This window comes from Limnohabitans sp. TEGF003 (assembly GCF_055395455.1).
The window spans coordinates 1,587,506-1,611,805 of record NZ_AP029225.1; the positions used below are offsets into that span (position 1 = coordinate 1,587,506).

Below are 24,300 nucleotides of genomic sequence, written 5' to 3' on the forward strand. Positions count from 1 at the left end.
CTTCAAGACCACCATGACCCCCACCTTTGGCCTGATCATCATTGGCGACGAAATCATGTCCGGCAAGCGCCAGGACAAGCACATGCCCAAAGTCATCGAGTTGATGACCGCGCGCGGCCTGAGTCTGGGCTGGGCCGAATACGTGGGCGACTCGCCCGAGCGCATCACCGCCACCCTGAAACGCGCATTCGCCTCGGCCGATGTGGTGTTCAGCTGCGGCGGTATCGGGGCCACGCCGGACGACCACACGCGCCAATGCGCGGCCAAAGCGCTGGGCGTGCCTTTGGCCCTGCACCCCGAAGCCAAGCGCTTGATTCACGAGCGCATGCAGGACACCGCCAAGGAGCAGGGCGTGGCTTACGAGCCGGACCGCCCGGACAACGTCCACCGCCTGAACATGGGGGTGTTCCCTGAAGGGGCAGCCATCATCCGCAACCCCTACAACAAGATTCCCGGGTTCAGCTGCACAGGCGCGGGCGGCGGCGCGGTGCATTTTGTGCCCGGCTTTCCGGTCATGGCCTGGCCGATGATCGAATCGGTGCTGGACAGCCAATACAGCGCCCATTTCCGGCGCAACGCGTACATCGAAAAGTCGGTGATCGTCCTCGGGGCGATGGAAGCCACCCTGACGCCCTTGATGGAGTCCATTGAGGCCGCGCACCCCGGCGTCAAGGTGTTCAGCCTGCCCAGCGTGGACCACCCGCAGTGGGGGCGCCACATCGAGCTGGGGGTCAAGGGCGAACCGGCCGATGCCGAACGGGCTTATCTGGACCTGCGGCAAGGCCTGAAGGCTTTTCCTTTGGAATATGGCCCCGAATTGGTGCGTTGATCTCGGTATCACCAAAATGGTGCAAAATTGCACCATAAAAGTGCATTGTCACGGAGCTGGACAAACCGTTGAGGTGTCCAGTGGCTTGAAAAAGTGAAAGCCTGGCGGCGGTGGCCATCGACCATGCCGAGAGGGCACGCTTTTTATCCCCCGGAGATGCCCAACGGGTCGCCTGCAGGGCACAATCTCGGGTTGTTCGGCTGCGGTTTGGGCCTCAAGTTGGCACAGAAACTGCAAGACCCGTGAGCAAGCTTTTTAACCCCTTTCCATTCAGGAGATTTTGATGGCCAAGACCGTCGCAGACGTGATGAAGATGGTGAAAGAGAACGAAGTCAAGTTCGTTGACTTCCGTTTCACCGATACCCGTGGCAAATGGCAGCACATCACTGCGCCCGTGTCGCAGTTCGACGAAAGCAAGTTCGAAGAAGGTCAAGCGTTTGACGGTTCTTCCATCGCGGGCTGGAAAGGCATTGAAGCTTCGGACATGTTGTTGATCCCCGATCCCAACAGCGCCCTGATCGACCCCTTCTTCGAAGAAGTCACACTGGTCTTGATCTGCGACGTGATCGAGCCCAACGACGGCAAGGCCTACGAGCGTGACCCACGTTCGATCGCCAAGCGCGCCGAGACTTACCTCAAGCAATCGGGCCTGGGCGACACCGCCTTCTTTGGTCCCGAGCCAGAATTCTTCTTGTTTGACGACGTGCGCTGGAGCACCGAGCCGAACAACAGTTTCTACGCCATCGACGAAGCCGAAGCCCCCTGGAATACCGGCACCAAGATGGACAACGGCAACAGCGGTCACCGCAACCGCGTCAAGGGGGGCTACTTCCCCGTGCCACCCGTGGACAGCACACACGACATGCGCAGCGAAATGTCGCTGATCCTCGAATCCGTGGGCATCCCGGTCGAAGTGCACCACCACGAAGTGGCTGGCGCTGGCCAGTGCGAAATCGGCACCAAGTTCTCCACACTGGTCGAGCGCGCCGACTGGACCCTTTTGCAAAAGTACGTGATCCACAACGTGGCCAACGCCTACGGCAAAACCGCGACCTTCATGCCCAAGCCCTACGCTGGCGACAACGGCTCCGGCATGCACGTGCACCAGTCCATCTGGAAAGACGGCAAGAACCTGTTCGCAGGCAATGGCTACGCTGGCTTGTCTGAATTTGCCCTGTACTACATCGGCGGCATCATCAAGCACGCCCGCGCCCTGAACGCGATCACCAACCCCGGCACCAACAGCTACAAGCGCCTGGTCCCGCACTACGAAGCGCCTGTGAAGCTGGCTTACTCGGCCAAGAACCGCTCGGCTTCGATCCGCATCCCCAACGTCGCCAGCGACAAAGCCCGCCGTGTGGAAGCCCGTTTCCCCGATCCATTGATGAACCCCTACCTGGGCTTTGCCGCCCTGTTGATGGCGGGTCTGGACGGCATCGAAAACAAGATCCACCCCGGCGAAGCCGCGACCAAGGACCTGTACCACCTGCCGCCAGAAGAAGACAAGTTGGTGCCCACCGTCTGCCACAGCCTGGACCAGGCGCTGGAAGCCCTCGACGCCGACCGCGCCTTCCTGACCAAGGGCGGCGTGTTCACCGACTCGTGGATCGACGCTTACATCGAACTGAAGATGCAGGAAGTCAACCGCAGCCGCGTGGAAGTCTCGCCTGTCGAATACGACATGTACTACTCGCTGTAATTCACCATGCGGCACATTGCACCTGCCCGTGCAATACCCACCAAGGACGGCTTCGGCCGTCCTTTTTTTATGCACGCCCTGCGTCAGGGTCTGCTCGTGGTGTCGGCTGCCGCCGGGTGCCAGAGTGGACTGACTCAGGAGGCCATTTACCGCTGTGGCCAGGAATACACCAACGCCCCGCGCGACCCGTCCCGCTGTGAGCGGCTCGCTGAACAGGCCGTCACGGTCATCCCTGGGGTGCGCCCCCAAGCGGTGCCCGTCAAGACAAGCACCGAAGGCCAGGCACCGGACGAGTCGCGCAGCACCCAAGCCGAGCCCGCACGCGCCAGCACCACCCGGCAAACCGAGCGCGATGCGCAGGCGCGCACCATTTTGGTCCAGGAGCTGGAGCGGGTGCAAAAGCAGCACCAAAGCTGGGTGCAAGCGTACAAGCAAGGGACCCCCATCCAGCTCTCGCCCGAACACGCGGCCCCCCTGCAAGACCATGAGCGTGTGGCAGCGCTCAAAGCCGCCATCGACCGCGCTGCGCGTGACATCGACAGCTTGCAACGTGAGTTGGCCCAGAGAACCGTGAAACCATGACCGTGCCCGTTGCCCGATTTCTGGCTTTTGACTTGTTGGCCACGCCTGTGGCGGTGTTGCAGGGCCAGGGCCGTGTGCGCTTTGTCAATGCAGCGCTCGAAGACGCCTTGGGCATGTCCCGACGCACGCTGTACGACACGCATCTGCCCGACTATTTTGTGGACCCACAGCCTCTGATTTCGGCTTTGTCCGGGGCCCAGTCCAACGAGTTTGCCGCGCTGCGCTACGAAGCCCAGTTGCGCCGACTGCACCACGAAGACCCGTTGCCTGTGCATGTGATCGTCGCCCCGTCGGACCAGCCCCATGAGGTGATCGTCGAGCTGCTGCCTGTGGAGCAGCAAACCCGCCAGGAGCGCGAAGACCGCCTGTCCGAGCAGGCCCAGGCCAACAAGGAGCTGATCCGCAACCTGGCGCACGAGATCAAGAACCCGCTGGGCGGCATCCGGGGTTCGGCCCAGCTGCTCGAGATGGAGCTGGACAGCAAGGACTTGACCGAATACACGCAGGTCATCATCCACGAAGCCGACCGCCTGCAGACGCTGGTGGACCGCTTGCTGGCCCCACACCGCAGGCCCCATGTGGTGAGCGATGTGAACATCCACGAGGTGTGTGAGCGGGTGCGCGCCCTGATCCTGGCCGAGTTTCCCAAGGGCCTGAAGGTGGTGCGCGATTACGACATCTCGATCCCTGAGTTTCGGGGTGACCGCGAGCAACTCATTCAGGCGGTGCTCAACATCGCGCACAACGCGGCGCAGGCCCTGCAAGAGCGCATCGCACAGGGCGATGCACAGATCACGCTCAAGAGCCGAATCTTGCGCCAAGTCACGTTTGGCAAGCAGCGTTATCGCCTGGCATTGGAATTGCATGTGATGGACAACGGGCCTGGTGTTCCAGACTCGATCAAGGACCGCATTTTCTTCCCGTTGATTTCGGGGCGCGAAGGCGGCTCGGGCCTGGGGCTGACATTGGCGCAAACCTTTGTGCAACAGCACCACGGCATGATCGAATGTGACAGCGAGCCTGGTCGTACGGACTTCAAGATTTTGATTCCGTTGCCTTAATGCACACAAGAGTGACCACAGAAAGCGCCACGTTGATGAAGCCGATCTGGATCGTAGACGATGACCAATCCATCCGCTTTGTGCTTGAAAAAGCACTGCTGCGCGAGGGACTGCCCACCCGCAGCTTCACCAACCCACGCGAGGTGCTGAAGGCGCTGGAGGCCGAAGGCGAGAGCGATGGCCCGCAGGTGCTGGTCAGCGACATCCGCATGCCCGGCGGCTCGGGGCTGGATTTACTCGCTGCCATCAAGCAGCGCATGCCCGGTTTGCCCGTCATCATCATGACGGCTTTTTCTGATCTGGACAGCGCGGTGTCGGCCTTCCAAAGCGGCGCGTTTGAGTACCTGCCCAAGCCCTTTGACTTGCCCAAGGCGGTGGAGCTGATCCGCCGCGCCGTGGGCGAGAGCCAGCGCGAAGACGTGGCCGAAGAAAAAATGGACGATGCCCCCGAGATGCTCGGCCAGGCCCCGGCCATGCAGGACGTGTTCCGCGGCATCGGCCGTCTGGCGCAAAGCCATGTCACGGTGCTCATCACGGGCGAGTCGGGCTCGGGCAAAGAGCTGGTGGCGCACGCGCTGCACAAACACTCGCCCCGCGCCAACCAGCCCTTTGTGGCCATCAACACCGCCGCCATCCCGAAGGATCTGCTCGAAAGCGAACTCTTTGGACACGAGCGCGGCGCGTTCACGGGCGCGCAGGCCTCCCGCCGGGGCCGCTTTGAGCAGGCCGATGGCGGCACGCTGTTTCTGGACGAGATCGGCGACATGCCCTTTGATTTGCAAACGCGTTTGCTGCGCGTGCTGTCGGACGGCAACTTCTACCGCGTGGGCGGCCACAGCGCCGTCAAGGCCAATGTGCGCGTGATCGCCGCCACCCACCAGGACCTCGAGCAGCGCGTCAAGGAAGGCGTGTTCCGCGAAGACCTGTACCACCGCCTGAATGTGATTCGCCTGCGCCTGCCCGCACTGCGCGAGCGGCGCGAAGACGTGCCCGCCTTGGCCCGCTACTTTTTGCAGCGCAGCGCCCAACAACTGGGCGTGGAGCCCAAGCGCATTTCAGATCAGGCACTGGAGCGCCTGGTCCAGTTCCAGTTCCCGGGCAATGTGCGCCAGCTCGAAAACATTTGCCATTGGCTGACCGTGATGGCCCCGGCGCAGGTGATTGAACTCAAGGACTTGCCGCCCGAAGTGCAGCAAAGCCCCGGCGCAGCCGCTGAGCCAGCTGCTTTGCCCTCAGGCATGGCCGCGCCCCACGCCAGTTTTTCAGCGTCGGATGCCGCTCAGCACGCCAGCGACCAGGTTGGGGCCGTATCGCCGCCAACCTTGGGTTCGGTCGAAGCGGGGTCTGTCACCGCCGCCAGCACTGCCGCCAGCACTGCCGCAATGGGCTGGGAGCTTGGCTTGGAACAGGAGGCGCTGGCCTTGCTCAACGCAGGCCGCACCGATGTGTGGGACGCGCTGACCCGCCGCTTTGAGCGCCAACTGATCGAGGCCGCCCTCACCACCACGCGAGGCCGCCGCATCGAGGCCGCGCAAAAACTGGGCATCGGCCGCAACACCATCACCCGAAAAATCCAGGAGTTGGGCCTGGACGACGCTTGAACTATTTCCCTGTCTGTCATCCCGGACTTGATCCGGGATCCATGCCTTCGACGGTGATGGATACCCGCCTTCGCGGGTATGACGATCAGTGAGGGGCACTCCCTCTGTCTGTCATCGCGGACCCCCTGTCTGTCATCGCGGACCCCCTGTCTGTCATCGCGGACCCCCTGTCTGTCATCCCGGACTTGATCCGGGATCCATGCCTTTCTGGGCGCGTGCTTCAGCACTGGCCCGGCGGTCAGGCAAATGGGTCTTGCAGCACCACGTCGCTCAGGGGTCTGGCCACGCAAGGGAGCACGCAGCCCTCGGCTTTTTCTTCGGCGGTCAGGCCGGGCCATTCCATCTCGTAGTGCACCTGGCCCGAGACCAGTTGCCCGATGCAGGTGCGGCACGTACCCGATCGGCAGGAGCTGGGCCACTGCAAGCCGCCTTGCTCCATCGAGTCGAGCAGGCTTTGTGTTTTCCAGGCGTCAAAGCTGCCGCCGTCGGGCGCGATGCGGCCATTGAAAAAAGGGATTTCTTGGGACATGGTGGGCGAGTGTAGTGGCTTGGCTCCATGGGGTGAGGCGCTTGCACAGGTTTGCCTTGCGCGACAGCCCCGGGCGGCGAGGTGTGCCAAGATGGCCGCTCACAGAACATTTCGCTGCCCGTGAATCACCCACTGCATCAGCCCCGAACATCTGCCCCAACCCGCTGGCTGGGCCCCGGCATCGTCTTCGCCGTGCTGGCCATGGCCAGCCTGAGCTTCAGCGACGCCACCAGCAAATGGGTCATGCTCAGCGTCACGCCTTTGATGGTGCTGTGGTTTCGTTATGCGGTGCAGGCTTTGGGCACCACGGTGGTGCTGGCTCCTGTGCGGGGGCGTGCCATGTGGCGCACCGACAAGCTGCGCTGGCAGTTGCTGCGCGGCTTGCTCATGGTGTCGTGTAGCTTGTTGGCTTTTTATTGCCTGCAGCGCATGCCTGTGGCCGAGTTCACCGCCACCGTCATGCTCACACCCTTGGTGCTCACGGCCCTGGCCCGCTTTGTCATGAAAGAGCAGGTTTCGTTGCTGCGCTGGCTCATGGTGGTGGGCGGCTTGATCGGGGCCATGCTGGTCATCCGCCCGGGTGGGCAGGTCGACAGCTCGGTCGGCTGGATGGCGCTCACGGTGGTGCTGACTTATGCCGTGTTCCAGGCCGTGACCAGCCACATGACGCGCACCGAAGACCCGGCCGTGATGCAGCTCTACACAGGCTGGGTGGGCTGGGCGGTGAGCACGGTGCTGGTGTTCAACGCCTGGGTCACGCCGCAAAGCCTGAACGAGTGGGCGCTGCTGCTTTTGGTGGGCCTGGCCGCCACGCTGGGCCAATACCTGCTGATCGTGGCTTTTTCCAAAGCCCCGGCCTCGGTCGTTTCGCCTTTTCTCTACACCGGGGTGGGCTTTTCCACGCTCATGGGGTGGTGGCTGTTTGACCACATCCCCGATGCCTTGGCCTTCACGGGCATGGGCCTGGTGGTGTTGTGCGGTGTGGTGTCGGGCCGCATCCAGGGCTCGGGCAAAACCTGAACGCTCAGGGTTGGGGGGCGATGAAAGGTGACGTGGCCGACCATTCGACCGGGGCCTTGAACGCCAAAGCTTGATCGGTGAAAGGGTGCACAAAGGCCAGCTCTTGCGCGTGCAGCAACAAGCGCGGGCTCAGTGCCTTGATGTCCGAAGGGGCGTACAGCGAGTCGCCCAACATGGGGTGGCCAATGCTTTGCAGGTGCACGCGCAGCTGGTGGGTGCGGCCTGTCACGGGTTCGAGCTCGATCAGGCTGGCGCTGAAACTGTCACTGTGGCTGCTTTGCAGGGCACGCCAGCGGCTGCGGCTGGCTTTGCCGTCGGGGTGAATGATGTGCAGCGGGCGGCGCTCCCAGTCGAGCAGGATCGGGCCGTCGATGGTGCGCCAGCCGTCTTCGTCGGGCACCACGGCCGCTTGGGTTTGTTCTGGCTGCCCAGCGACCACCGCCACGTAGCGTTTTTTGACCTGCCGGGTTTCAAACAGCTTGCTGAGGCGGCGCTGGGCTTCGATGCCCCGTGCCATGAGCAGCAGGCCCGAGGTGTCCTGGTCCAGGCGGTGGACGATCAGGGCTTCGGGGTAGCGGTCTTGCACCCGTTTGGACAAGCAGTCTTGCTTGTCCGGGCCGCGACCGGGCACCGACAACAAGCCGCTGGGTTTTTCCAGCACCAGCAGGTGCTCGTCTTCGTGGATCGGGGTCATGCAGAGCGGGCCGGGCGTGCAGAGCGCTCGGCGGGAAAAATCACTTGTCCTTGACTTTGCCTCGCGGCGCCACAAAGGTGGACGGGGCCATGGGGCGGTCTGACGTGAACGTCTTGGGGGGCGAGGTGTCTTTCTTTGGCTTCTTGGCCATTTTGTTGCTGCGTTGTTCGCCTTTGGCCATGTTGTTTCCTTGGATAGACATCCCGGTTTGGGAAGCCCTTGATGTTAAAGCACAAAGCCGCAGGATCTGCGGCTTTGTGGAGGGGCGGCACCTGACGCTCCAAGAGCGGCAGGTGCGCTGCGACCTTATTTGACTTCGGTCACGAACTGCGCAGTGGGGCGGCGCACTTTTTTCAGGTTGGCCAGCCAGTCGCCTTCGGCGGCGCGGTAACCCAGGGGCACGATCACCACGCTGCGCAGACCGCGGGCGCTCAGGCCCAAGATCTCGTCCACCGCTTTGGGGTCAAAGCCTTCCATGGGCGTGGCGTCCACTTCTTCGAAAGCGGCGGCGATCAAGGCTGCGCCCAAGCCGATGTAGGCCTGGCGTGCAGCGTGCTCGTAGTTCACCTCGGGCATGCGTGCGGGGTAGTTCTTGAGCAACATCTGGCGGTAGTTTTCCCAGCCTTCGTTGGTGCCGCCGCGTTGTGCGTTCGTCAGGTCAAACATCATGTTGATGCGCTCGGCCGTGTAGTTGTCCCAAGCAGCAAACACCAACAGGTGCGAGCCGTCGGTGATCTGGGCCTGGCCCCAGGCCTTGGGCTTGATCTGCTCGCGCACGGCGGGGTTGGTCACCACGATGATTTCAAACGGCTGCAGACCGCTGGAGGTCGGGGCCAAGCGGGCGGCTTCGACGATGCGGTCCACTTTGTCTTGGGGCACCACCTTGGTCGGGTCCATTTTTTTGCAGGCGTAGCGCCATTCGAGTTTGTTCAGCAAGTCAGACATGGGGATTCCGTTGGATTGAAAGATGCGCGATTGTGCAGGAAGACGCGTTGCATTGGCGTCGCGTTGGCGCAAGCCACTGCGCCGGGCTCAGACTTGCTGCCAGGTGCCCGTGGGCAGGCCATCCAGCTTGTAAGGCCCAATGGCGGTTCGTATCAGCCGCAGCGTGGGCAAGCCCACGGCCGCAGTCATGCGCCGCACTTGGCGATTGCGGCCCTCGCGGATGCTCAGCTCCAGCCACGAGGTGGGAATGCTTTGCCGCTCGCGAATCGGCGGGTGGCGCGGCCACAGGTCGGCTGGCGGCTCCACCGCTCGGGCGCGGGCGGGCAGGGTGGGGCCGTCGTTCAGCGTCACGCCCCGGGCCAAGGCGGTCAGGGCTTTGTCGTCCACCAAGCCCTCGACCTGCACCAGATAGGTCTTTTCCATCTTGAAGCGCGGGTCGGCAATGCGGGCCTGCTCCTTCCCGTCGTCGGTCAGCAGCAGCAAACCTTCACTGTCGGCGTCCAGCCGCCCGGCCACATACACCCCCGGCAGGTCGATGTGGTCCTTGAGCCCCTGCCAGCGCCCCTCCGGGGTGAACTGGCTGAGCACGCCATAGGGCTTGTTGAAACGGATCAGCATGGGCAAGCACGTCTTGTTATCGAGCGCTGAGCGTATCAGGTCGGTTAGCATCGACCGCATGAGCACCCAATACGAATGCCTGAAAAGCCCCGACCTGTACGCCGAGGCCTTTGGCATCGCCCCGCCCCAAGCCCTGCTGGGCAAAGAAGTCTGGCCGCGCCAGCCGGGGTTTTTCATCCGCAAGGCGTTTGTGCCCGGGCAGCCCGCCGCAGAGCCATCTGCTGAACCCGGTGCTGAACCCAACGCTGAACCCGCTTGCGAGGTGGCAGCGCCTGCCGCCCCCGCCTGCCCGTTGGTCATGGAGCTGGCCCAAGGCCAATTCGGTCTGGTGCCCACCTGGGTCAAGTCGGCGTCAGACGCCAAACTCCGCTCCACCAAGTTGGCCGTCACGCGCTATGAAACCATGAGCACCGCTACGGCCACGCGGGAGACCTGGCTCAAAGGCCAGCGCTGCATCATCCCCATGCAGGCGTTTTTTGAAGACGACTGGCGCAGCCGCAAAGCCGTGCCCACCCGCATCGCCCGCGTGGACGGCCAGCCCATGGGCGTGGCAGGTTTGTGGGAGCGCTGGGCCAAAGATGGTGAAGAAATCATCAGCTTCACCCTGCTCACGGTGAACGCCAACAGCCACGCCCTGATGAACCGCTATGGCCAAAACGGCAACGAAAAACGCATGCCCGCCATCCTGAACGAGGGCGCCTACGGTGCCTGGCTCAACGCCCCCCTAGACAAAGCCCGCGAGTTCATGCGCGCCTACCCGGCCAACCTGCTGCTGGCCAACCCGGTACAGAAAAAGTAAGGCCCGTCCACCTGTCTGTTGCCATACCCTGTTGTTTGTCATACCCGCCTAGAAACGTCATACCCGCCTTTCACTGTCATACCCACCTTTCACTGTCATACCCGCGCATGCGGGTATCCATGGCAGCGGAACGCATGGACCCCGGATCAAGTCCGGGGTGACAAATGTTTGCCGTGCCTGCGTGAACTGTCACACCGCCTAGAAACGTCATACCCGCCCAGAACTTTCATGCCCGCCTTTCACTGTCATACCCGCGCATGCGGGTATCCACGGCAGCCGAAGGCATAGACCCCGGATCAAGTCCGGGGTGACAAATGGTTGTCCTACTCGCCTAGGACTGTCATGCCCGCACCTCACAGCGATTGCCGATAACGCTCCAGCATCTGGGCTTGTGACTCCACCTCAATCTCCTCGCCTCTGAAGGCGCTGATCTGGTCGCGCATCATCTCGCTCATGCTGGGCATTTGTGCCCGGTCAGTGTGGCGCGAGGTATCCCACAACCGCGAACGCATGAACGCCTTGGCGCAATGCAGGTACACCGACTCCACCGTCAGGCGGATCACCAGCGCGGGCGTGCGCCGCGCATCGGCACACAGCGCCAGATCTGCCGAGTCGGTGGACAAGACAGCGCGGCCATTCACGCGCAAAGTCTCGTCAAAGCCCGGCACCATGAACAAAGTGCCCAGGCGGCCCGTGGCGATGATGTTCTCCAGCGTGTCCAGCCGGTTGTTGCCCGGCGCATCGGGCACCAGCAGCGTCTGCGCGTCCAGCACCTTGACGAAACCAGGCTCGCCCCCGCGCGGCGAAGCGTCCATGTGCCCATCGGCATCGCTGCTGGCCAACACCACAAAGGGCGACAAGCCAATGAACTGCACCGCATGCGCATCGAGTGCCGGGATTTCCTTTTTGAGCGAACGCTCACGGGCAGGGCCGTAGAGCTGGCGCAGGGCGGGGAGGGTGGTGATGTGCATGGATAACTTCAGTGAGATCAATTCACACGGCTTTGCCAATACGCAGGCCGACGGTGCAAATGGGCGACGGCCACGATCAGAATGCCTTGCTCATCTTGGCTGTAAATCACGCCGTATGGAAATCTGCGCAGGCGGCAGCGGCGGGTGTTGTTTGAAAGCGGAGCCAGCCTTGCGGGTGGCGCTCAATGAGCTGAATGGTGCGCAGAAACTCCACCAAAAACGAATCGCCCAAGCCTGGCGCTTGTTCCCTGTACCAATGGATCGCCTCTTCCAGCTCGACTTGAGCGGCGGGCAGCAGCCGCACACTCATGCTGATTTGGCTTGGTATTTGGCAATGACCTCGTTCAGTGGGATGGCTTGAACTTCGCCCCGGCGGTAAGCGCTTAGGCGGGACTCTGCCTCTTGTGCCCATTGCCCATCCAGCGAGCTGTCACGCTCGTCCAGCGTGTCCAAAATCTGATCGACCAAAGCCATGCGCTCATCGGGCGGCAGTTGTGATGCTTGATCGCAGAGTTGTTTGGCGGTGGGCATGGTGGACTCCAAAGGTCAGAGGCAAGTCAGTTTAGCGAAGTTCAGCGCTCAAGGGCATTCAAGCCGCTATCCAATCGATGAATAAGTGTCGGATCTGAGCGCCTGGCTGTGAGGGCTAAAACTCCGACCCGGTTTACCCAGAAACGATGGAATCGAGCTGAACTTTTGAGTGTGGGCAGGGCTGTTTGCAGAGTGTCCCAAACCACGGTTTCTCATAGCGGGCGGGCTTCTTGCACCACCGCATCCCGAAACTTGGCAGGCAAGTCTTTGGGCGTGAGCACATCCACGGACACACCCAACCAAGTTTGCAATTCGTCTTGCAAGCCACCCAGATCAAACAGCGTGGTGCCGGGTAGAGGGTCGACCAACAAATCCAAGTCGCTGCCCTCGACGTCGTGGCCATGCAAAGCCGACCCAAACACGCGCGGGTTGGCCACGCGATAACGGGCTGCGGCTTGGCAGACGGCGTCGCGGTGTTGGCTGAGTGCTTGGGATGGTCGCATGGGGTGTAGTTTAAAGCGATTGACCAGCGGCAGTGACGAAACTTTCTTCAGCTCCGCCATGCCCGACGCGAACAGTGCAATGCACGCATGCAGTGGGTGTTGGGCTGATGCATACACGATGCCGTCCAGCTGCTGCGCCCGGCACTCTTGCGCAAAGGCTTGGGTGATGGCGACACGTTGAATTTGACGTACGGGGTAGGGCTCGGCCAGCGCTCGCACATCGGCCAAACGCAAACGGCCTTTGGTGGTGAACGTCACCAGCGACTTGCGGGCCAAGTCGTCGAGCGAGCGGCTGTGCACATCGCGCCGAAAAATCGACTCATAAAGCCCGGTGTGCTCGCTGTCGGCCAGATAGGCCGTGGGTTCGGAAGGTAAGCAAAAACGCCCCGATTGCAAACCGGTGGGTGCCAACAACAAGCCGTTGATTCGCACGCTGGTTTTGCGCGCACGCGTCAGCTGCACGCGGTGAAACGTCTGGCCCGGGGCCAGTTCAAGGATGGGAGGATGCGGTCAATGCCCCTCTGCCGTGGCCAGATCGATCACGCGCTGGGCGGGTGTGCCTTGCTCCAGCGCGGTGCGGGGTGACTGGCCGTCCAGTGCCGGGTGCGGACTTTCCAGGAAAGCCAGCAGTTGCCAGCCGTCGGTCGAACCCAAGGCAGCGGCCATGGGCGCGATGACCGGAAAGATGAACGGCTCGAACTGCCAGCGGGGCAGCTTGTAGCCACGGCGCAGGTGTGACACGCCAATGCAGCGGCCGCTTTTGATCCAGGCGTTCATGGTCACGCGGGTGGTGCCCGACAGGGTAGCTGCTTCGTCGGTGGTGATCATGTCAGCGGCCTGAATGCGTTGCAGCCGGTACTGCGCGCCAAAGCGCAGCAGCGCGTTGGTTTGTGTTTCTGAGGCGTAAGTGTCTTGGCCGCTGGCTTTGTTGCGGGGCATTTCCACGACGGCCGATAGCGGGAAGGTGAGCGTGTTCATGGTGTTCTTCCTGGTGCACCAGCTTGACCAACAAAACGGGGCCAGCACCCAAGATGCTGGCCCCGTGATTTTAGGAAAATTTGTAAAGTTCGTTATCTTGTTGGGATCGTTTCTGATCAAGCAGCGGCTTTGACGGCATGAGACAGCTCATACAGTCGAGCGGCTGAGAGTTCTAGTCCATTGGGCCAGCAGAGTGCACCAGCATCTACAAAGCATCTCGAAAAATAAGCCGGGTCACGCAAAGCCTCCAATAATGTGCCTTGGCGGTCGGCCAAGTAACGGGCTCCATCAAAAACGCCCTGCGTATGGTCGCTGAAGGTCAGTTCCAATTGATGGGCTGCAATGGTCTTTACATCAAGCAACTTAATCACGGTCGGCTCCTTGTATGCGGTCTAGAGGTTCGAAGTGTTGGGCTTTTTCCCAATTATTCAACAGTTCCGTTTGGTGAAGAAGGCACCAGTCTTTCACAATGCTGGCTACTTTCGTGGAAGCTCGCCTTGCGAGACCAAGCCGGTTTCAATCGCGACCAAAGCCTCAAACCCTTGGTACTCCACATGGATATGCGGTGGCGGGTGATCGTCGTGCCACATGCGCACGATGATTCCGAAGAAGATGGCAATCGTTGGCATGGATCACACTCCTAAGCGCGGGAGGCACGCCGCATCAATCGACTCGGGGTGTTGAGCAATGGCGGGATGCATCGGGCAAGTTTAGCGAGGTTCTGTGGCCAAGGGTATTCAGGCCGATGTCAAAACCATGACGATCTTAAAACCCCGACCCCGACCCCGGCTCACTCAAATAGCCAGCTCCTCGGGCGTGGACTCGCTCTGTATATAGCCCGTAAGTAAGCAAAAAGCCAAGCTGACATAAAATGTGCAGAATTCTGCAATGTCATAGGAGCCAGTCATGGGTTTTTCTGCCAGCGACGTCGTGCCGTTCACGCAAGCACGCTCCCATCTGTCCGAGCTGGCCGACCAGGCCAAGGCCGGGGCAGAGAAGATCATCACCAAAAACGGCGAGAGCTATGTCGCGCTGATCGACGCTGACCGACTGGACTATTACCACCGGCTGGAGCGCGAACGCATCCACCTGCTGTTGATCGACGACGCCCAGCGCGGCCTGGCCGACATCACCGCAGGCCGCACGTTTGAAGCAGACGCCGCGCTGGCCCAGCTGCAACAGCAGCGCAAGTCCGCCATCAAACTCCCGACCAAGCAACGTGGCTGACCCGCTGTACCGGGTCGAGCTGACCGCCAGCTTCCTGGAGCGCCTTGAATCCATTCAGGCGTTTTGGGTGGAGGCGGATGCGGGCTTGGCATTCGATGACTTGCTGGCCGAGCTTCGCGCCACCGTCATCCCGAACCTGCGGCGCTTTCCGCGCATGGGACGGCGCTACTTGGCCAACCCACCCCAATCGACCGAGGCGCTGGCGCTGCTGGCGGCCATGCCTGCGGGAGCGCCGGATGCGCTGCGCGAATACCTGCATGGCGACTGTCTTGTGCTCTACGCAGCCATGGAAGCCCAAGAGACGGTGGTCTTGCTGTCCATTCGGCATCACCGCCAACTCTCGTTTGATTTTGCGCGGCTGTGGCCGTCAGCACCATCGACGTATGACTAAACAGCTCAAAACCACTGTGGCCAAGATTGAATCCGAGGAGCAACCCGCATGAGCAGCAAAAAAAATCTGCCCACCATTCGTTCATCTGCAGCCGAATACCTCACCTTTGTTGCCGCCAGCGGCCAAGGCGGGGTAGATGCTGTGTATGCCGACGAAGATGTGTGGCTGAGCCAAAAAATGATGGGGGAGCTCTATGGCGTCAACGTTCGCACGGTGAGCGAACACCTGAAAAACATCTTTGCTGACAACGAGTTAGAGCAAGACGCAGTTATCCGGAATTTCCGGATAACTGCCGCAGACGGCAAAAACTACAACACCCAGCACTACAACCTATCGGCCACCATTGCGCGTGGTTCAAAAAGCTAAACGCCCCCCCGATTCACCCCAAACAACGACAAGGTTTCAGCATGACGAGCATCCCCGACAAGTTCGACGCCGACAGCAAAATCAAGCTGTTCGAATCGCAGCACATTCGCAGCGAATGGGATGCCGAGGCTGAGAAATGGTGGTTTTCGGTGCTGGATGTGGTGGCTGTGTTGACCGACCAGCCCGACTACAAGAAGGTGCGCAACTATTGGAAGTGGCTCAAGAACAAGCTGATCGCCGAAGGCAGTCAGTTGGTTAGTGCCACTAACCAATTGAAAAGACTCAAAACCCCGACCCCGGCTCACTCAAAAACACCAGCTCCTCGGGCGTGGAGGGGCGGCCCAAGATGGCGTTGCGGTGGGGGTAGCGGCCGAAGCGCTCGATGATGGCTTGGTGGCGCTGCTCGAAGCGCAGGGTGTCTTCCATGCCCGGCTGCGCAAACAGGGCGGCGGCTTGGGTGTGCACCAGGGCGGACTCGCTGTGCATGTAGGGCATGTAGGCAAAGCTGCGCTGCGCCAAGGGCAGGCTGCGGTCTTGCCCACTGGCCACCAGCTCTTGCGCCAGCGCTAAGGCCAACGCGTCTTGCGCAAAGGCTTGCGGGGTGTCGCGGTAGACATTGCGCGAGAACTGGTCGAGCACCAAGACCTCGGCCAAGCGCCCCTCGGGCGTGGTGCGCCAGCCAAACAACTCACACCGCGCCGCCGCCGCCAGCGTGGCCCCGAAGCGGGTGCGGATGGTTTCGTCCAATGCCGCGTCTTTGGCGAAGTGGTGCTTGGGGGTGAGTTCGGTGAACCAGAAGTGGAGGACTGTTTGTGGGTTCATTGCGATAGCGCTGTTGGAATCAGCCAGAACAGCCGTTCCATCAAGCCGCCCGCTTCACAGACAGCTTGACGGTGTAACCCAACTGCGCCGCCACATTGACCAGTGCATCCAGCGTGAATTTGTGAGTACGACCTTTCACCAAATCGTTCATGCGCGGTTGGCTGATGCCAGCGCGTTTCGCGGCCTCGGCTTGGGTGATGTCGAGTTTGAGGATGACCTTGCGGATGTGCGAGACCAAGTCGGCGCGCAGCAACAGGTTTTGCGCTTCAGGCTCGGCAAAGCCGAGGTCGTGGAAGACGTTGTCGCTGCCAACGACCATGTTCAGTTTGTTGCTCATGACTGTTTGCCTGCCTTTCTTGTGTTCAGCAATGCGTGGTAACGGTTGTGCGCCAACTCCAAATCGGGGGCGCCAGTTTTCTGCGTCTTCTTGACGAAAGCATGCAGCACATACACCGCCTCTGAAAATTTGGCCACGTAAATCACCCTGTACTGGTTCCCGGCTCGCACCCGGATCTCGAAAACGCCAGCGCCCACGGTCGTCATGGGTTTGAAGTCGCTGGGCATCAAACCGTTTTGAATCTGCCGCAACTCCGTACCCACCATGGCCCGAGCTTCATCGGGAAATTCTCTGACCGCATTGAGACTGGTGCCTAGCCACTGGATGCGTTTCATTTTATATCCGTTTTGATAATTTCATGCGGGCTGTGGTGTGGTTCCGACCATAACCCTCCATCGCCAGAATAAGGTAAAAATGAATCCAAAGAAAATATATTTGTGTGATTTTTTTACCTTTTATGAGTGCTGTATGCTTCGCCGCGTGTGAAGCTGTCCATCCGTTTTTTTGCCCCCCATGTCCATCGACTCCAACCAAATCGTTTACGTGTTGACCAACCCCGCCATGCCAGGGCTGATCAAAATTGGCATGACCACCCAAATGGAGGTGGAAGCGCGGATGAAGCAGCTTTACAGCACGGGTGTGCCTGTGCCTTACGACTGCGCGTTTGCGTGTCAAGTCAAAGACGCAAGCGAAGTGGAGCGCGCTTTGCACTATGCGTTTGGCAAAGACCGGATCAACCCCAACCGGGAGTTCTTTCGAATCGAAGCGGACCGGGTGATCGCCGTCTTGAAGCTTTTACAGGTCGAGGACATCACCGACGCGGTGGAAAAAACCATAGAGGCGGACACCGATGCGGCGGACAAACAATCCGCAGAGGTGATGAAAGAAGCCCGCCGCCCACGCATGAATTTCCATGAGCTGGGCATAGCCAGCGGATCGGTGCTCGTCTTCAAAGATGGCAGCCGCCAAGCAACGGTGACGAGCGAAAAGAAGGTAATGTTTGAAGGTCAAGAATGCTCGTTGTCGGCGGCCACTCGCGTCGTTTTGGGTTTGCCCAAAGACTACGCCATTCAACCCTCACCGCACTGGACCTTCAACGGCAAGTCGCTGCACGAGATCTACGACGACACGCACAGCGGTCAAGAATGACCTGAGCAAAACGGCATTGTGGAGAGGGTCATCCGCACGCTCAAAGATCAATGCGTGCATCGTCACCGATTCGGTTTGTGGGCAAAAGGCAAGACCTGATCCCGTTGCCTCATGCCCCGATGCATTGGTGCGTTTACTTGCTAATCTTTCTGGGTGCAAACGCAAAAATCTTAATAGGTTGCTGGGAGGGGACGATCCATGTGCGCTGCTGAGCATCATATTGATATGTCCTTAGCTCGACTTCGATTTTTTGCTTTTTTTCAGTGATCGTAATTCTGTTGAATTGCAATGGCTGCTCGCCGCGTTCTGACTTGTCTACACCACTGCTTCCACATCCTATTACCAGCAGTTGGTTCCCATTGGCTGAAGTAATTTGCTCGGCATGACTGTGATGTCTGTGGCCGTGAAGCGCCAAAGAAAATCCGGCGCTGTGTAGATTTTGCTTTATGTTTGCTGTGTCAGCCATGACCTCCTCTGCCTTTATGCTCATATCGGTAGAGTGAACAGGCACAAGATGGTGATGGAAAACGGCAATCCTAATGTGATTGATTGAATCTGTTATCCCTTCGATTTCGCGTAGTGCATTTTGAACTTGCGTGTGTCCGATGTACCCTCTGTGATCGCTTGGATTCTCGACAACGGTTGAATTTAGTGAGAGACAAAGAATCCCGGGATTGGTGTCAAGCGTCGTGATGTCGTAAATCCGCTCGGGATCGATGCCAGATTCAATTCTTTTGCTGTTTAGAAGCTTGTTTTTAAAAGCCATGTACGCTTGATAAGCGAGATATCTTGCTTCGGGGTCCGACTTCGCTGATTCCCAATTCACATCATGATTACCTGGGCAGGTTACCAGTCTTGGTTCGGGAAGTTCGTTGTTCTGGAAATGATGAATAATGGAGTTTAATGATGTGTGTGCTTTATTGAATTCGGAGGTTGTTCCTTTGTGCGTAAAGTCTCCGCTAACGACAATCAAGGATGGCGAGATGCGTTCTCGCGTTATCGTGTCAATGATGGTTGATTCAAATGTTGGTTTGTCTGTATCTGGGATTCGATCTGATGCTGCCGGAATGGACGAGAAGTAATGTTTTTCCCCAAAATGGATGTCTGAGAAATGGAGAATTTCTTGTTTCTTTTCGGGGGTCTTTGGCTTGACTTTTTTTACGCTATTTATCTTTCCAAGCCTTGGTGGTGTTGCTTTAATATAAGCTTGAAATAGAGGGTCCTTAAAACTATAATACTTTTCGGCATCTTTTCGAATTTCAGCTCCCAAGCTAACTTTCTGGAGATCCCCTGTGTAGTAAGAGGGGTTGGTAACGCCAGCTTTGGAGATAGTTGGGTAGACGTCGGAGGTGTGAGTTTTAGGGGAACAACTCTCTGCAAACTCCCGTAGAACGATTTCGCGTTGCGGTGAGTCGCCAATCGCCTTCAGGTATCTTGTTTCTAACTCTGATGCCACTTGCTCCTTGGCTACTTGTGAAAGTGCATTCTCGAGCGTTGCTGAGTCAACCTTGTTCTTTTTGTCTTTGTAGGCTGTAAGAAGTGCCTGCCTCCCTATTAAATGTAATAGGTAGGGTTGGCCTTGGGAAATTTCGGCGAGTTTTCGTGCTGCGTTTTCCGTGAAGCAGATCTCATGATTTATGGACTTCTCCGCATTTTTAATCACTCGAAGCAATTCGTCCTGAGTCATTGGGGGAAGTGGAATTTTTCCGGTTGAGAGTTGCCTGCCTATAGAGCTGTGATCTCTAATTAGTTCGGTCTCTGTTGTTCCTATGCCCGTAATGATGAAAACTACGCCCTCTTTACCTGCTTTAAGTAAAGAGGCGAAGCCGTCGTGATGCTTGATAGCCTCAAACTCGTCAATGAAGATTGCGAGTCCATGCTTATGTTTGCTCGCAATATAGGAGGCGCGGGTCCAAAAATCAGCCACAAGTTGCCCATTTAAGCTAGGCCCTAGATTGTAGGTGTTAGGTGTTTGGCCGAACTGATTGTGAAGTTCAGGAAACTGCGCGAAGCACGAAGAGTCGATTAAGATTCGATGGAGTAGTTGGTTTACGTTGTTTATTGAGCCATCTCGTGCGAGATAGCATGTGGCGTAGTCTAGTGTCGCGGTTTGAAGATCTGACTCAAGATCATTTAGTAGATTTGAGTTTCCGCTGGCTATAAGTTGAATTTGTCTGGTGATTGAGGATTTTCCTATACCTCTATATCCGTAAATGAAGGCATGGTCCTTTGTCAGAAGTAGTTGAGTCCCTTTTTCTATTTCAGATTTTCGTCCGCTGAATTTTGTTGGGTCAGTAATTTCTTTTGCTGGTTGGAATGCGTTTAGTACTTCTGCATAGGTGATTGTCATTTTTCCTCCTGATTATTTTCCCCAAGAATCCTTCAACCCCGTCACCCGGTTAAACACCGGCTTCGCTCCCGCCACATGATCCAGGCGGTCCGCCACAAAGTACCCAAACCGCTCAAACTGAAAATTTTGGCCCGGCTATGACTGAGCCAGTGAATGCTCCGCATACGCCGTCACCACTTTCAGGCTGTTCGGGTTGAGGATTTGAAAGAAGTCTTTACCGCTCGCGTCAGGTTGCGTTTCTGCAAATAGACGGTCGAACAGGCTCAGATCTGAGTTCTGGCTAAGGGGCTTAAGCGCCCAAGGTATGAGAGATGCAGTCAATTGTTCGGGTCCATTGCGCAGCGCCGTTTAGCGATGTCGTGTGCACAGAATACTAACCCTTTGATAACTGTTTTAAGCCATTAAAGAATAAAAATTAACCCACAAATATCTTATTGGATTCTTTGGAGATGGTCAGGCGTAGCACTGGCCTGACCCTATCAGGTGCTGAGCCGTGATCTGGCCCAGCACCGGCTGCGGCCTCACTTCCCCCAGCTGTCCTTCAACCCCGTCACCCGGTTAAAAACCGGCTTGCTTCCCGCCACATGATCCAAGCGGTCGGCCACAAAGTACCCAAAGCGCTCAAACTGGAATTTCTGGTCCGGCTGCGCTTGGGCCAGTGACGGCTCGACATAGGCCGTCACCACTTTCAAGCTGTCCGGGTTGAGCGATTGCAAGAAGTCTTTGCCACCCGCATCAGGATGCGCTTCGGCAAACAGGCGGTCGTACAGGCGAACCTCGGCTTGCACGCCGTCGGCCACGCTCACCCATGTGATGGCGGCTTTGGCTTTGACGCTGTCGGCGCCGGGCGTGCCGCTCTTGGTGCCGGGGATGACTTTGGCGTGCACTTCGGTCACGTTGCCCGCCGCGTCGCGTGCGCAGCCGGTGCATTCGATCACGTAGCCGCCTTTCAGGCGCACCACGTTGCCGGGGAACAATCGTTTGTAGCCCTTGGGCGGTACTTCTTCAAAGTCTTCGCGCTCGATCCACACTTCTTTGCCGATTTTGAACACTCGGTCGGCAGGCGGGGTTTTGCCTTCGGGCACGGCGCTGTGGGGCAGGGCGGGCTGGGTGCAATCTTCTGTGTAGCCGTCGCTGCCAAAGGCCTCGGCCCAGTTGGTCAGCACGAGCTTGACGGGGTCGAGCACGGCCATGCCGCGGTGGGCTTTGTTTTCCAGGTCTTCGCGGAGGCACCCTTCCAGCGTGCTGTAGTCGATCCAGCTGTCACTCTTGGTCACGCCAATGCGGTCGGCAAACAGGCGCAGGCTCTCAGGCGTGTAGCCCCGGCGGCGCAGGCCCACGATGGTGGGCATGCGCGGGTCGTCCCAGCCGCTGACTTTGCCTTCATTGACCAGTTGCGCCAGCTTGCGTTTGCTGGTGATCACATAGGTCAGGTTCAGGCGGGCAAATTCGTATTGTTTGGGGCTGGGCGCGGCCAGCAGGCCGCATTCGCACAGGCGCTCCATCAGCCAGTCGTAAAACGGGCGCTGATCTTCAAACTCCAGCGTGCAGATGCTGTGGGTGATTTGCTCCAGCGCGTCTTCAATCGGGTGGGCAAAGGTGTACATCGGGTAGATGCACCAGGTGTCGCCCGTGTGGTGGTGGGTGGCGCGGCGGATGCGGTAGATGGCCGGGTCGCGCATATTGATGTTGGGCGAGGCCATGTCGATCTTGGCACGCAGCACGGCGGCGCCATCGGCCAGCTTGCCGTCGCGCATTTCGCGGAAGCGCGCCAGGTTTTCTGCGACGGTGCGCTTGCGGAAGGGGCTGTCCACGCCGGGCTTGCCGAAGTCGCCCCGGTTGGCACGCATGTCTTCGGCGCTTTGTTCGTCCACATAGGCGTGGCCGGATTCAATCAAGGCTTCGGCGGCGCGGTACATGAAGTCGAAGTAGTCGCTGGCTTGGTAGGGGGCGGCGCTGCCAGGGGCTTGGCCCAATTGCGCCCAGTCAAAACCGAGCCACTTTACGGCGTCGATGATGCTGTTGACGTATTCGGTGTCTTCTTTTTCGGGGTTGGTGTCGTCAAAGCGCAGGTGGCACACGCCGCCGTATTCCTTGGCCAGCCCGAAGTTGATGCAGATGCTTTTGGCGTGGCCCACATGCAGGTAGCCGTTGGGCTCGGGCGGAAAGCGGGTGCGGATCTTGGCCGGGTCGGGTTGGCCCTTGGCGTGGTGCGCGGCGTCGCCCGGGCTGCCCGCCCAGCGGCGGCTGGCGTAGGTGCCAAGTTCGAGGTCTTTTTCGATGATTTGGCGCAGGAAGTTGCTGACTTTGTGGTCGGCGTTGTCGGCGGGGCTGTTCGGGGCGGTGGGGGTGGTCATAGCGTCTGATTTTAGGGGGTGGCGCGTGCCAGTCTTTGCCGGGCCGGTTACGAATGGACACCACTGTAAAGCGCTGGCGGTGCACCGAACCGTGGGCTGCCGCGCTAAAGGCCCAGGGAGTCCGCTTTCAAGAAAAGCCAACGCCATCAGAGGACCTTTGTCATGCCTTATTCGTTCAAACCGTCTTTTTCAAGAGCCCTCGCCTTGTTTGGCCTGCTGGGCTTGGGATTGGCACAGGTGGGTTGCGCCCATCCAGTGGTGGTCGAGCCATCGGTGGCCGTGCATTCGCGCATCGGCCATTTCCCGGTGTATGCCCAGGTGGGCGTGCCCGGTCCGGTGATTTACAGCCCGCCGCCCCGGGTGATTTACGCGCCGCCTCCGCCACCCCGTGTGGTTTATGTGCCTCAGGTTCATGGCCCGGCCTATGGTTGGGGGCATGGCCATGGCCATCATTTCAAGGGCGATGAGCGCAAGCATGGTCGGCACGATGACCGCGAATACGGGCGCGGCGGCTGGGGCTATCGCTAGGATGGTGGCCGCTGACGCAGAACCATCTTGTCGCGGCGGATTTCCACATCGAAGTGCTTCAGGAAGTCCTGGCCCAGCAGGGCTTGCTCGGGCCGAAGCCCGCTCAGGCCCACGGTGACGCTGGCATCGTTGAGCACCAGGTGCCCCGCCCGCACGGGCACGCTGCGCACCAGCTGGCCGGGCCGCTGGCCGTTGGCGGTATTCAAGGTGATGCTCTGGCCCGCTGGCAGCCCGGCCTGGGTGGCCAGCGCTTCGCTCACGCTCACATGGCTGGCCCCGGTGTCCACCAAAAAGCGCACAGGCTGGCGGTTGACTTCGCCCTCCACATGAAAATGCCGGGCCCTTATCTGTCACCCCGGGCTTGACCCGGGGTCCATCTTCTGGGGGGGGGCTCGCGTTTCCCCGAACGAAAACATGGATCCCGGATCGATTCCGGGATGACGGTGGTGAGCCTGAGGAGAAACCGAGAAATCTTTGGCGGTGCACTCACATGGCTTTGAACAAATGGGCGTACAGGCGGCTCACGGCCAAGGTGTCGGCATGGCCTTTGAGGCGCAGGCTCAAGCGGCCCGTGTCGTCGCGGGTGACGCTGTCGATGGCGCTGGCGCGCACCACAGAGCCTCGGTGGATTTGCCAGAACACTTGCGCGTCGAGCCGTTGCATGACTTCTTTGAGTGGGGTGCGCAGCAGCACTTCGCTGCCATCCACTGTGAACACGCGCACGTATTTGTCGGCGGCTTCGAGGCGCAGCACCTCAGCCACGGGCACCATGCGCAGCGCTTTGCCCACGCTCGCTTGCAGCAGTTGCAGTGGTGGCAGGGCTGGCTCGGAGTGGGTGGTTTCGGTGCGCAAGCTGAGCAGTGCGCGCAGTTGTGCCAGCACCGGGTCTTGTTGCAGGTCGGGGGTGGGGGTGTGTTGGGCGCGTTGCTGCAGGGCGCTTTGCAGCCGCGTCACGGTTTGCCGCAGTCGCTCGGCCCGCACGGGTTTGAGCACGTAGTCCACGGCCTGTGCCTCAAAGGCTTGAATGGCGTATTGGTCGTAGGCGGTCACAAACACCAGCAGCGGAAAGGGCGTATGGCTGGGCCATTCTTCGGCCAGCTCGGCGGCGGCTTCGAGCCCGCTTTGGCCGGGCATGCGGATGTCAAAAAACAGCACGTCGGGGCAGTGTTGCATCGCCAGTTGCACGGCGCTCAGACCGTCGCCAGCGGTGGCTGCGATGTGGATGCCGGGCCACAAGGCGCGCAGTTCGTTCGCCAGGGTTTGCGCCAGCAGGGGCTCGTCTTCGGCAATCAGGGCGGTGGCGGGGGTGTTCATGGGGTGGGTGTTGGTGAGGTTTTGTAGGTCGGTGGCTTCAGCCCCGACGTTGTTTGTTTTAGCGCAGGCTCATGTCGGGGCTGAAGCCGCCGACCTGCG

Annotated in this window: 32 protein-coding genes and 2 pseudogenes; 12 read left to right on the forward strand and 22 right to left on the reverse strand. The window is 59.7% G+C overall.

The features are described 5' to 3' along the window. The first annotated feature begins 13 nt into the window (after positions 1 to 13). From ACZ5RT_RS07810 to ntrC, 5 genes are all read left to right on the forward strand, one after another. On the forward strand, positions 14 to 829 hold the full coding sequence (locus tag ACZ5RT_RS07810) for a competence/damage-inducible protein A (protein WP_464454106.1): 816 nt from the start codon (positions 14 to 16) through the stop codon (positions 827 to 829). Between the two features lie 283 nt (positions 830 to 1,112). Further along, positions 1,113 to 2,528: a type I glutamate--ammonia ligase gene (gene glnA, locus ACZ5RT_RS07815; RefSeq protein ID WP_464454107.1), complete on the forward strand. Its 1,416-nt coding sequence runs from the start codon at positions 1,113 to 1,115 to the stop codon at positions 2,526 to 2,528. Positions 2,529 to 2,597: 69 nt separating this feature from the next. Continuing rightward, positions 2,598 to 3,110, forward strand: a complete 513-nt coding sequence (locus ACZ5RT_RS07820; RefSeq protein WP_464454108.1) for a hypothetical protein — start codon at positions 2,598 to 2,600, stop codon at positions 3,108 to 3,110. Continuing rightward, a complete protein-coding gene (gene glnL, locus ACZ5RT_RS07825) occupies positions 3,107 to 4,171 on the forward strand; it encodes a nitrogen regulation protein NR(II) (protein WP_464454109.1) in 1,065 nt (354 codons plus the stop codon). The genes ACZ5RT_RS07820 and glnL overlap by 4 nt, the downstream gene beginning before the upstream one ends. Positions 4,172 to 4,206: 35 nt before the next feature. Continuing rightward, positions 4,207 to 5,772 carry a nitrogen regulation protein NR(I) gene (gene ntrC / locus ACZ5RT_RS07830; protein WP_464454110.1) on the forward strand — a complete coding sequence of 522 codons (1,566 nt, stop codon included), beginning with the start codon at positions 4,207 to 4,209 and terminating at the stop codon, positions 5,770 to 5,772. Between the two features lie 238 nt (positions 5,773 to 6,010). Here the strand turns inward: ntrC and ACZ5RT_RS07835 are convergent, their stop codons facing one another. After that, positions 6,011 to 6,301 (reverse strand): 2Fe-2S iron-sulfur cluster-binding protein, encoded by a 291-nt coding sequence (locus tag ACZ5RT_RS07835; RefSeq protein ID WP_291930087.1) that lies wholly within the window; start codon positions 6,299 to 6,301, stop codon positions 6,011 to 6,013. A 120-nt stretch (positions 6,302 to 6,421) separates the two neighbouring features. Here ACZ5RT_RS07835 and ACZ5RT_RS07840 point away from each other — a divergent pair, with 120 nt between their 5' ends. Then, entirely contained in the window at positions 6,422 to 7,321 is a 900-nt protein-coding gene (locus tag ACZ5RT_RS07840; protein WP_416560702.1) for a DMT family transporter, read from the forward strand. Between the two features lie 4 nt (positions 7,322 to 7,325). On the opposite strand, the gene ACZ5RT_RS07845 is transcribed toward ACZ5RT_RS07840, so the two are convergent. The 4 genes from ACZ5RT_RS07845 to ACZ5RT_RS07860 form a co-directional block, all read right to left on the reverse strand. Then, complete coding sequence (locus ACZ5RT_RS07845; protein ID WP_464454111.1) at positions 7,326 to 8,015, reverse strand: RluA family pseudouridine synthase; 690 nt, start codon at positions 8,013 to 8,015, stop codon at positions 7,326 to 7,328. 40 nt (positions 8,016 to 8,055) lie between these two features. Further along, a complete protein-coding gene (locus tag ACZ5RT_RS07850; protein ID WP_019427071.1) occupies positions 8,056 to 8,196 on the reverse strand; it encodes a hypothetical protein in 141 nt (46 codons plus the stop codon). A gap of 125 nt (positions 8,197 to 8,321) precedes the next feature. Continuing rightward, positions 8,322 to 8,960: an NAD(P)H-dependent oxidoreductase gene (locus tag ACZ5RT_RS07855; protein ID WP_464454112.1), complete on the reverse strand. Its 639-nt coding sequence runs from the start codon at positions 8,958 to 8,960 to the stop codon at positions 8,322 to 8,324. Positions 8,961 to 9,047: 87 nt separating this feature from the next. After that, positions 9,048 to 9,578, reverse strand: a complete 531-nt coding sequence (locus ACZ5RT_RS07860) for a pseudouridine synthase (protein WP_416560704.1) — start codon at positions 9,576 to 9,578, stop codon at positions 9,048 to 9,050. A gap of 58 nt (positions 9,579 to 9,636) precedes the next feature. Between ACZ5RT_RS07860 and ACZ5RT_RS07865 the strand changes: the two genes are divergently transcribed. Then, positions 9,637 to 10,377 carry an SOS response-associated peptidase gene (locus tag ACZ5RT_RS07865; RefSeq protein ID WP_422170599.1) on the forward strand — a complete coding sequence of 247 codons (741 nt, stop codon included), beginning with the start codon at positions 9,637 to 9,639 and terminating at the stop codon, positions 10,375 to 10,377. A 353-nt stretch (positions 10,378 to 10,730) separates the two neighbouring features. Here ACZ5RT_RS07865 and ACZ5RT_RS07870 read toward each other — a convergent pair whose 3' ends face one another. The 9 genes and pseudogenes from ACZ5RT_RS07870 to ACZ5RT_RS07910 form a co-directional block, all read right to left on the reverse strand. Then, entirely contained in the window at positions 10,731 to 11,348 is a 618-nt protein-coding gene (locus ACZ5RT_RS07870; protein ID WP_464454113.1) for a pyridoxamine 5'-phosphate oxidase family protein, read from the reverse strand. 17 nt (positions 11,349 to 11,365) lie between these two features. Further along, positions 11,366 to 11,515: a hypothetical protein gene (locus tag ACZ5RT_RS07875; RefSeq protein WP_464454204.1), complete on the reverse strand. Its 150-nt coding sequence runs from the start codon at positions 11,513 to 11,515 to the stop codon at positions 11,366 to 11,368. Then, on the reverse strand, positions 11,455 to 11,658 hold the full coding sequence (locus ACZ5RT_RS07880) for a hypothetical protein (RefSeq protein ID WP_464454114.1): 204 nt from the start codon (positions 11,656 to 11,658) through the stop codon (positions 11,455 to 11,457). Before ACZ5RT_RS07880 ends, ACZ5RT_RS07875 begins: the two co-directional genes overlap by 61 nt. Further along, the gene (locus tag ACZ5RT_RS07885; protein WP_416560708.1) at positions 11,655 to 11,879 is read right to left on the reverse strand and encodes an addiction module protein; all 225 of its coding nucleotides are present in this window, start codon (positions 11,877 to 11,879) and stop codon (positions 11,655 to 11,657) included. Before ACZ5RT_RS07885 ends, ACZ5RT_RS07880 begins: the two co-directional genes overlap by 4 nt. 212 nt (positions 11,880 to 12,091) lie before the next feature. Continuing rightward, positions 12,092 to 12,382 (reverse strand): nucleotidyltransferase family protein, encoded by a 291-nt coding sequence (locus tag ACZ5RT_RS07890; protein WP_464454205.1) that lies wholly within the window; start codon positions 12,380 to 12,382, stop codon positions 12,092 to 12,094. Between the two features lie 51 nt (positions 12,383 to 12,433). Beyond that, positions 12,434 to 12,844 (reverse strand): annotated as a pseudogene (locus tag ACZ5RT_RS07895) (RES family NAD+ phosphorylase); the annotation flags it as partial. A gap of 48 nt (positions 12,845 to 12,892) precedes the next feature. Continuing rightward, positions 12,893 to 13,360, reverse strand: coding sequence for a hypothetical protein (locus tag ACZ5RT_RS07900; protein ID WP_464454115.1), 468 nt, complete (start codon positions 13,358 to 13,360; stop codon positions 12,893 to 12,895). Between the two features lie 116 nt (positions 13,361 to 13,476). Beyond that, positions 13,477 to 13,731: a DUF2442 domain-containing protein gene (locus ACZ5RT_RS07905; RefSeq protein WP_416560712.1), complete on the reverse strand. Its 255-nt coding sequence runs from the start codon at positions 13,729 to 13,731 to the stop codon at positions 13,477 to 13,479. Positions 13,732 to 13,836: 105 nt separating this feature from the next. Further along, complete coding sequence (locus tag ACZ5RT_RS07910; RefSeq protein ID WP_424380235.1) at positions 13,837 to 13,989, reverse strand: DUF4160 domain-containing protein; 153 nt, start codon at positions 13,987 to 13,989, stop codon at positions 13,837 to 13,839. A gap of 277 nt (positions 13,990 to 14,266) precedes the next feature. Here ACZ5RT_RS07910 and ACZ5RT_RS07915 point away from each other — a divergent pair, with 277 nt between their 5' ends. From ACZ5RT_RS07915 to ACZ5RT_RS07925, 3 genes are read left to right on the forward strand one after another with little or no spacing between them, the layout of a single operon-like run. Further along, positions 14,267 to 14,587 (forward strand): type II toxin-antitoxin system Phd/YefM family antitoxin, encoded by a 321-nt coding sequence (locus ACZ5RT_RS07915; RefSeq protein WP_464454116.1) that lies wholly within the window; start codon positions 14,267 to 14,269, stop codon positions 14,585 to 14,587. Continuing rightward, positions 14,580 to 14,978 carry a type II toxin-antitoxin system RelE/ParE family toxin gene (locus ACZ5RT_RS07920; protein WP_464454117.1) on the forward strand — a complete coding sequence of 133 codons (399 nt, stop codon included), beginning with the start codon at positions 14,580 to 14,582 and terminating at the stop codon, positions 14,976 to 14,978. Before ACZ5RT_RS07915 ends, ACZ5RT_RS07920 begins: the two co-directional genes overlap by 8 nt. A gap of 48 nt (positions 14,979 to 15,026) precedes the next feature. Beyond that, positions 15,027 to 15,344, forward strand: a complete 318-nt coding sequence (locus ACZ5RT_RS07925) for a hypothetical protein (RefSeq protein ID WP_464454118.1) — start codon at positions 15,027 to 15,029, stop codon at positions 15,342 to 15,344. A 282-nt stretch (positions 15,345 to 15,626) separates the two neighbouring features. Here the strand turns inward: ACZ5RT_RS07925 and ACZ5RT_RS07930 are convergent, their stop codons facing one another. The 3 genes from ACZ5RT_RS07930 to ACZ5RT_RS07940 are packed head-to-tail and all read right to left on the reverse strand — an operon-like array spanning position 15,627 to position 16,838. Continuing rightward, positions 15,627 to 16,166, reverse strand: a complete 540-nt coding sequence (locus ACZ5RT_RS07930; RefSeq protein ID WP_464454119.1) for a DUF924 family protein — start codon at positions 16,164 to 16,166, stop codon at positions 15,627 to 15,629. Between the two features lie 40 nt (positions 16,167 to 16,206). Then, positions 16,207 to 16,503: a helix-turn-helix domain-containing protein gene (locus ACZ5RT_RS07935; RefSeq protein ID WP_464454120.1), complete on the reverse strand. Its 297-nt coding sequence runs from the start codon at positions 16,501 to 16,503 to the stop codon at positions 16,207 to 16,209. Continuing rightward, the gene (locus ACZ5RT_RS07940; protein WP_464454121.1) at positions 16,500 to 16,838 is read right to left on the reverse strand and encodes a type II toxin-antitoxin system RelE/ParE family toxin; all 339 of its coding nucleotides are present in this window, start codon (positions 16,836 to 16,838) and stop codon (positions 16,500 to 16,502) included. The genes ACZ5RT_RS07935 and ACZ5RT_RS07940 overlap by 4 nt, the downstream gene beginning before the upstream one ends. A gap of 208 nt (positions 16,839 to 17,046) precedes the next feature. Between ACZ5RT_RS07940 and ACZ5RT_RS07945 the strand changes: the two genes are divergently transcribed. Further along, positions 17,047 to 17,652 carry a GIY-YIG nuclease family protein gene (locus tag ACZ5RT_RS07945; RefSeq protein WP_464454206.1) on the forward strand — a complete coding sequence of 202 codons (606 nt, stop codon included), beginning with the start codon at positions 17,047 to 17,049 and terminating at the stop codon, positions 17,650 to 17,652. A gap of 133 nt (positions 17,653 to 17,785) precedes the next feature. Here ACZ5RT_RS07945 and ACZ5RT_RS07950 read toward each other — a convergent pair whose 3' ends face one another. The 3 genes and pseudogenes from ACZ5RT_RS07950 to ACZ5RT_RS07960 all read right to left on the reverse strand — a co-directional run bounded on the left by ACZ5RT_RS07950 (position 17,786) and on the right by ACZ5RT_RS07960 (position 22,359). Continuing rightward, positions 17,786 to 20,002, reverse strand: a complete 2,217-nt coding sequence (locus tag ACZ5RT_RS07950) for a metallophosphoesterase (RefSeq protein WP_464454122.1) — start codon at positions 20,000 to 20,002, stop codon at positions 17,786 to 17,788. 12 nt (positions 20,003 to 20,014) lie between these two features. Then, positions 20,015 to 20,344: pseudogene (locus tag ACZ5RT_RS07955) on the reverse strand (hypothetical protein). Between the two features lie 179 nt (positions 20,345 to 20,523). After that, positions 20,524 to 22,359 (reverse strand): glutamine--tRNA ligase/YqeY domain fusion protein, encoded by a 1,836-nt coding sequence (locus ACZ5RT_RS07960; protein ID WP_464454123.1) that lies wholly within the window; start codon positions 22,357 to 22,359, stop codon positions 20,524 to 20,526. A gap of 162 nt (positions 22,360 to 22,521) precedes the next feature. Here ACZ5RT_RS07960 and ACZ5RT_RS07965 point away from each other — a divergent pair, with 162 nt between their 5' ends. Next, positions 22,522 to 22,887 carry a hypothetical protein gene (locus ACZ5RT_RS07965; protein WP_464454124.1) on the forward strand — a complete coding sequence of 122 codons (366 nt, stop codon included), beginning with the start codon at positions 22,522 to 22,524 and terminating at the stop codon, positions 22,885 to 22,887. Here the strand turns inward: ACZ5RT_RS07965 and ACZ5RT_RS07970 are convergent. Both ACZ5RT_RS07970 and ACZ5RT_RS07975 read right to left on the reverse strand, forming a co-directional pair. After that, a complete protein-coding gene (locus tag ACZ5RT_RS07970) occupies positions 22,884 to 23,213 on the reverse strand; it encodes a retropepsin-like aspartic protease family protein (RefSeq protein WP_464454125.1) in 330 nt (109 codons plus the stop codon). The genes ACZ5RT_RS07965 and ACZ5RT_RS07970 overlap by 4 nt on opposite strands. Positions 23,214 to 23,373: 160 nt before the next feature. After that, on the reverse strand, positions 23,374 to 24,201 hold the full coding sequence (locus tag ACZ5RT_RS07975) for a LytR/AlgR family response regulator transcription factor (RefSeq protein WP_464454126.1): 828 nt from the start codon (positions 24,199 to 24,201) through the stop codon (positions 23,374 to 23,376). Positions 24,202 to 24,300: the final 99 nt, after the last annotated feature.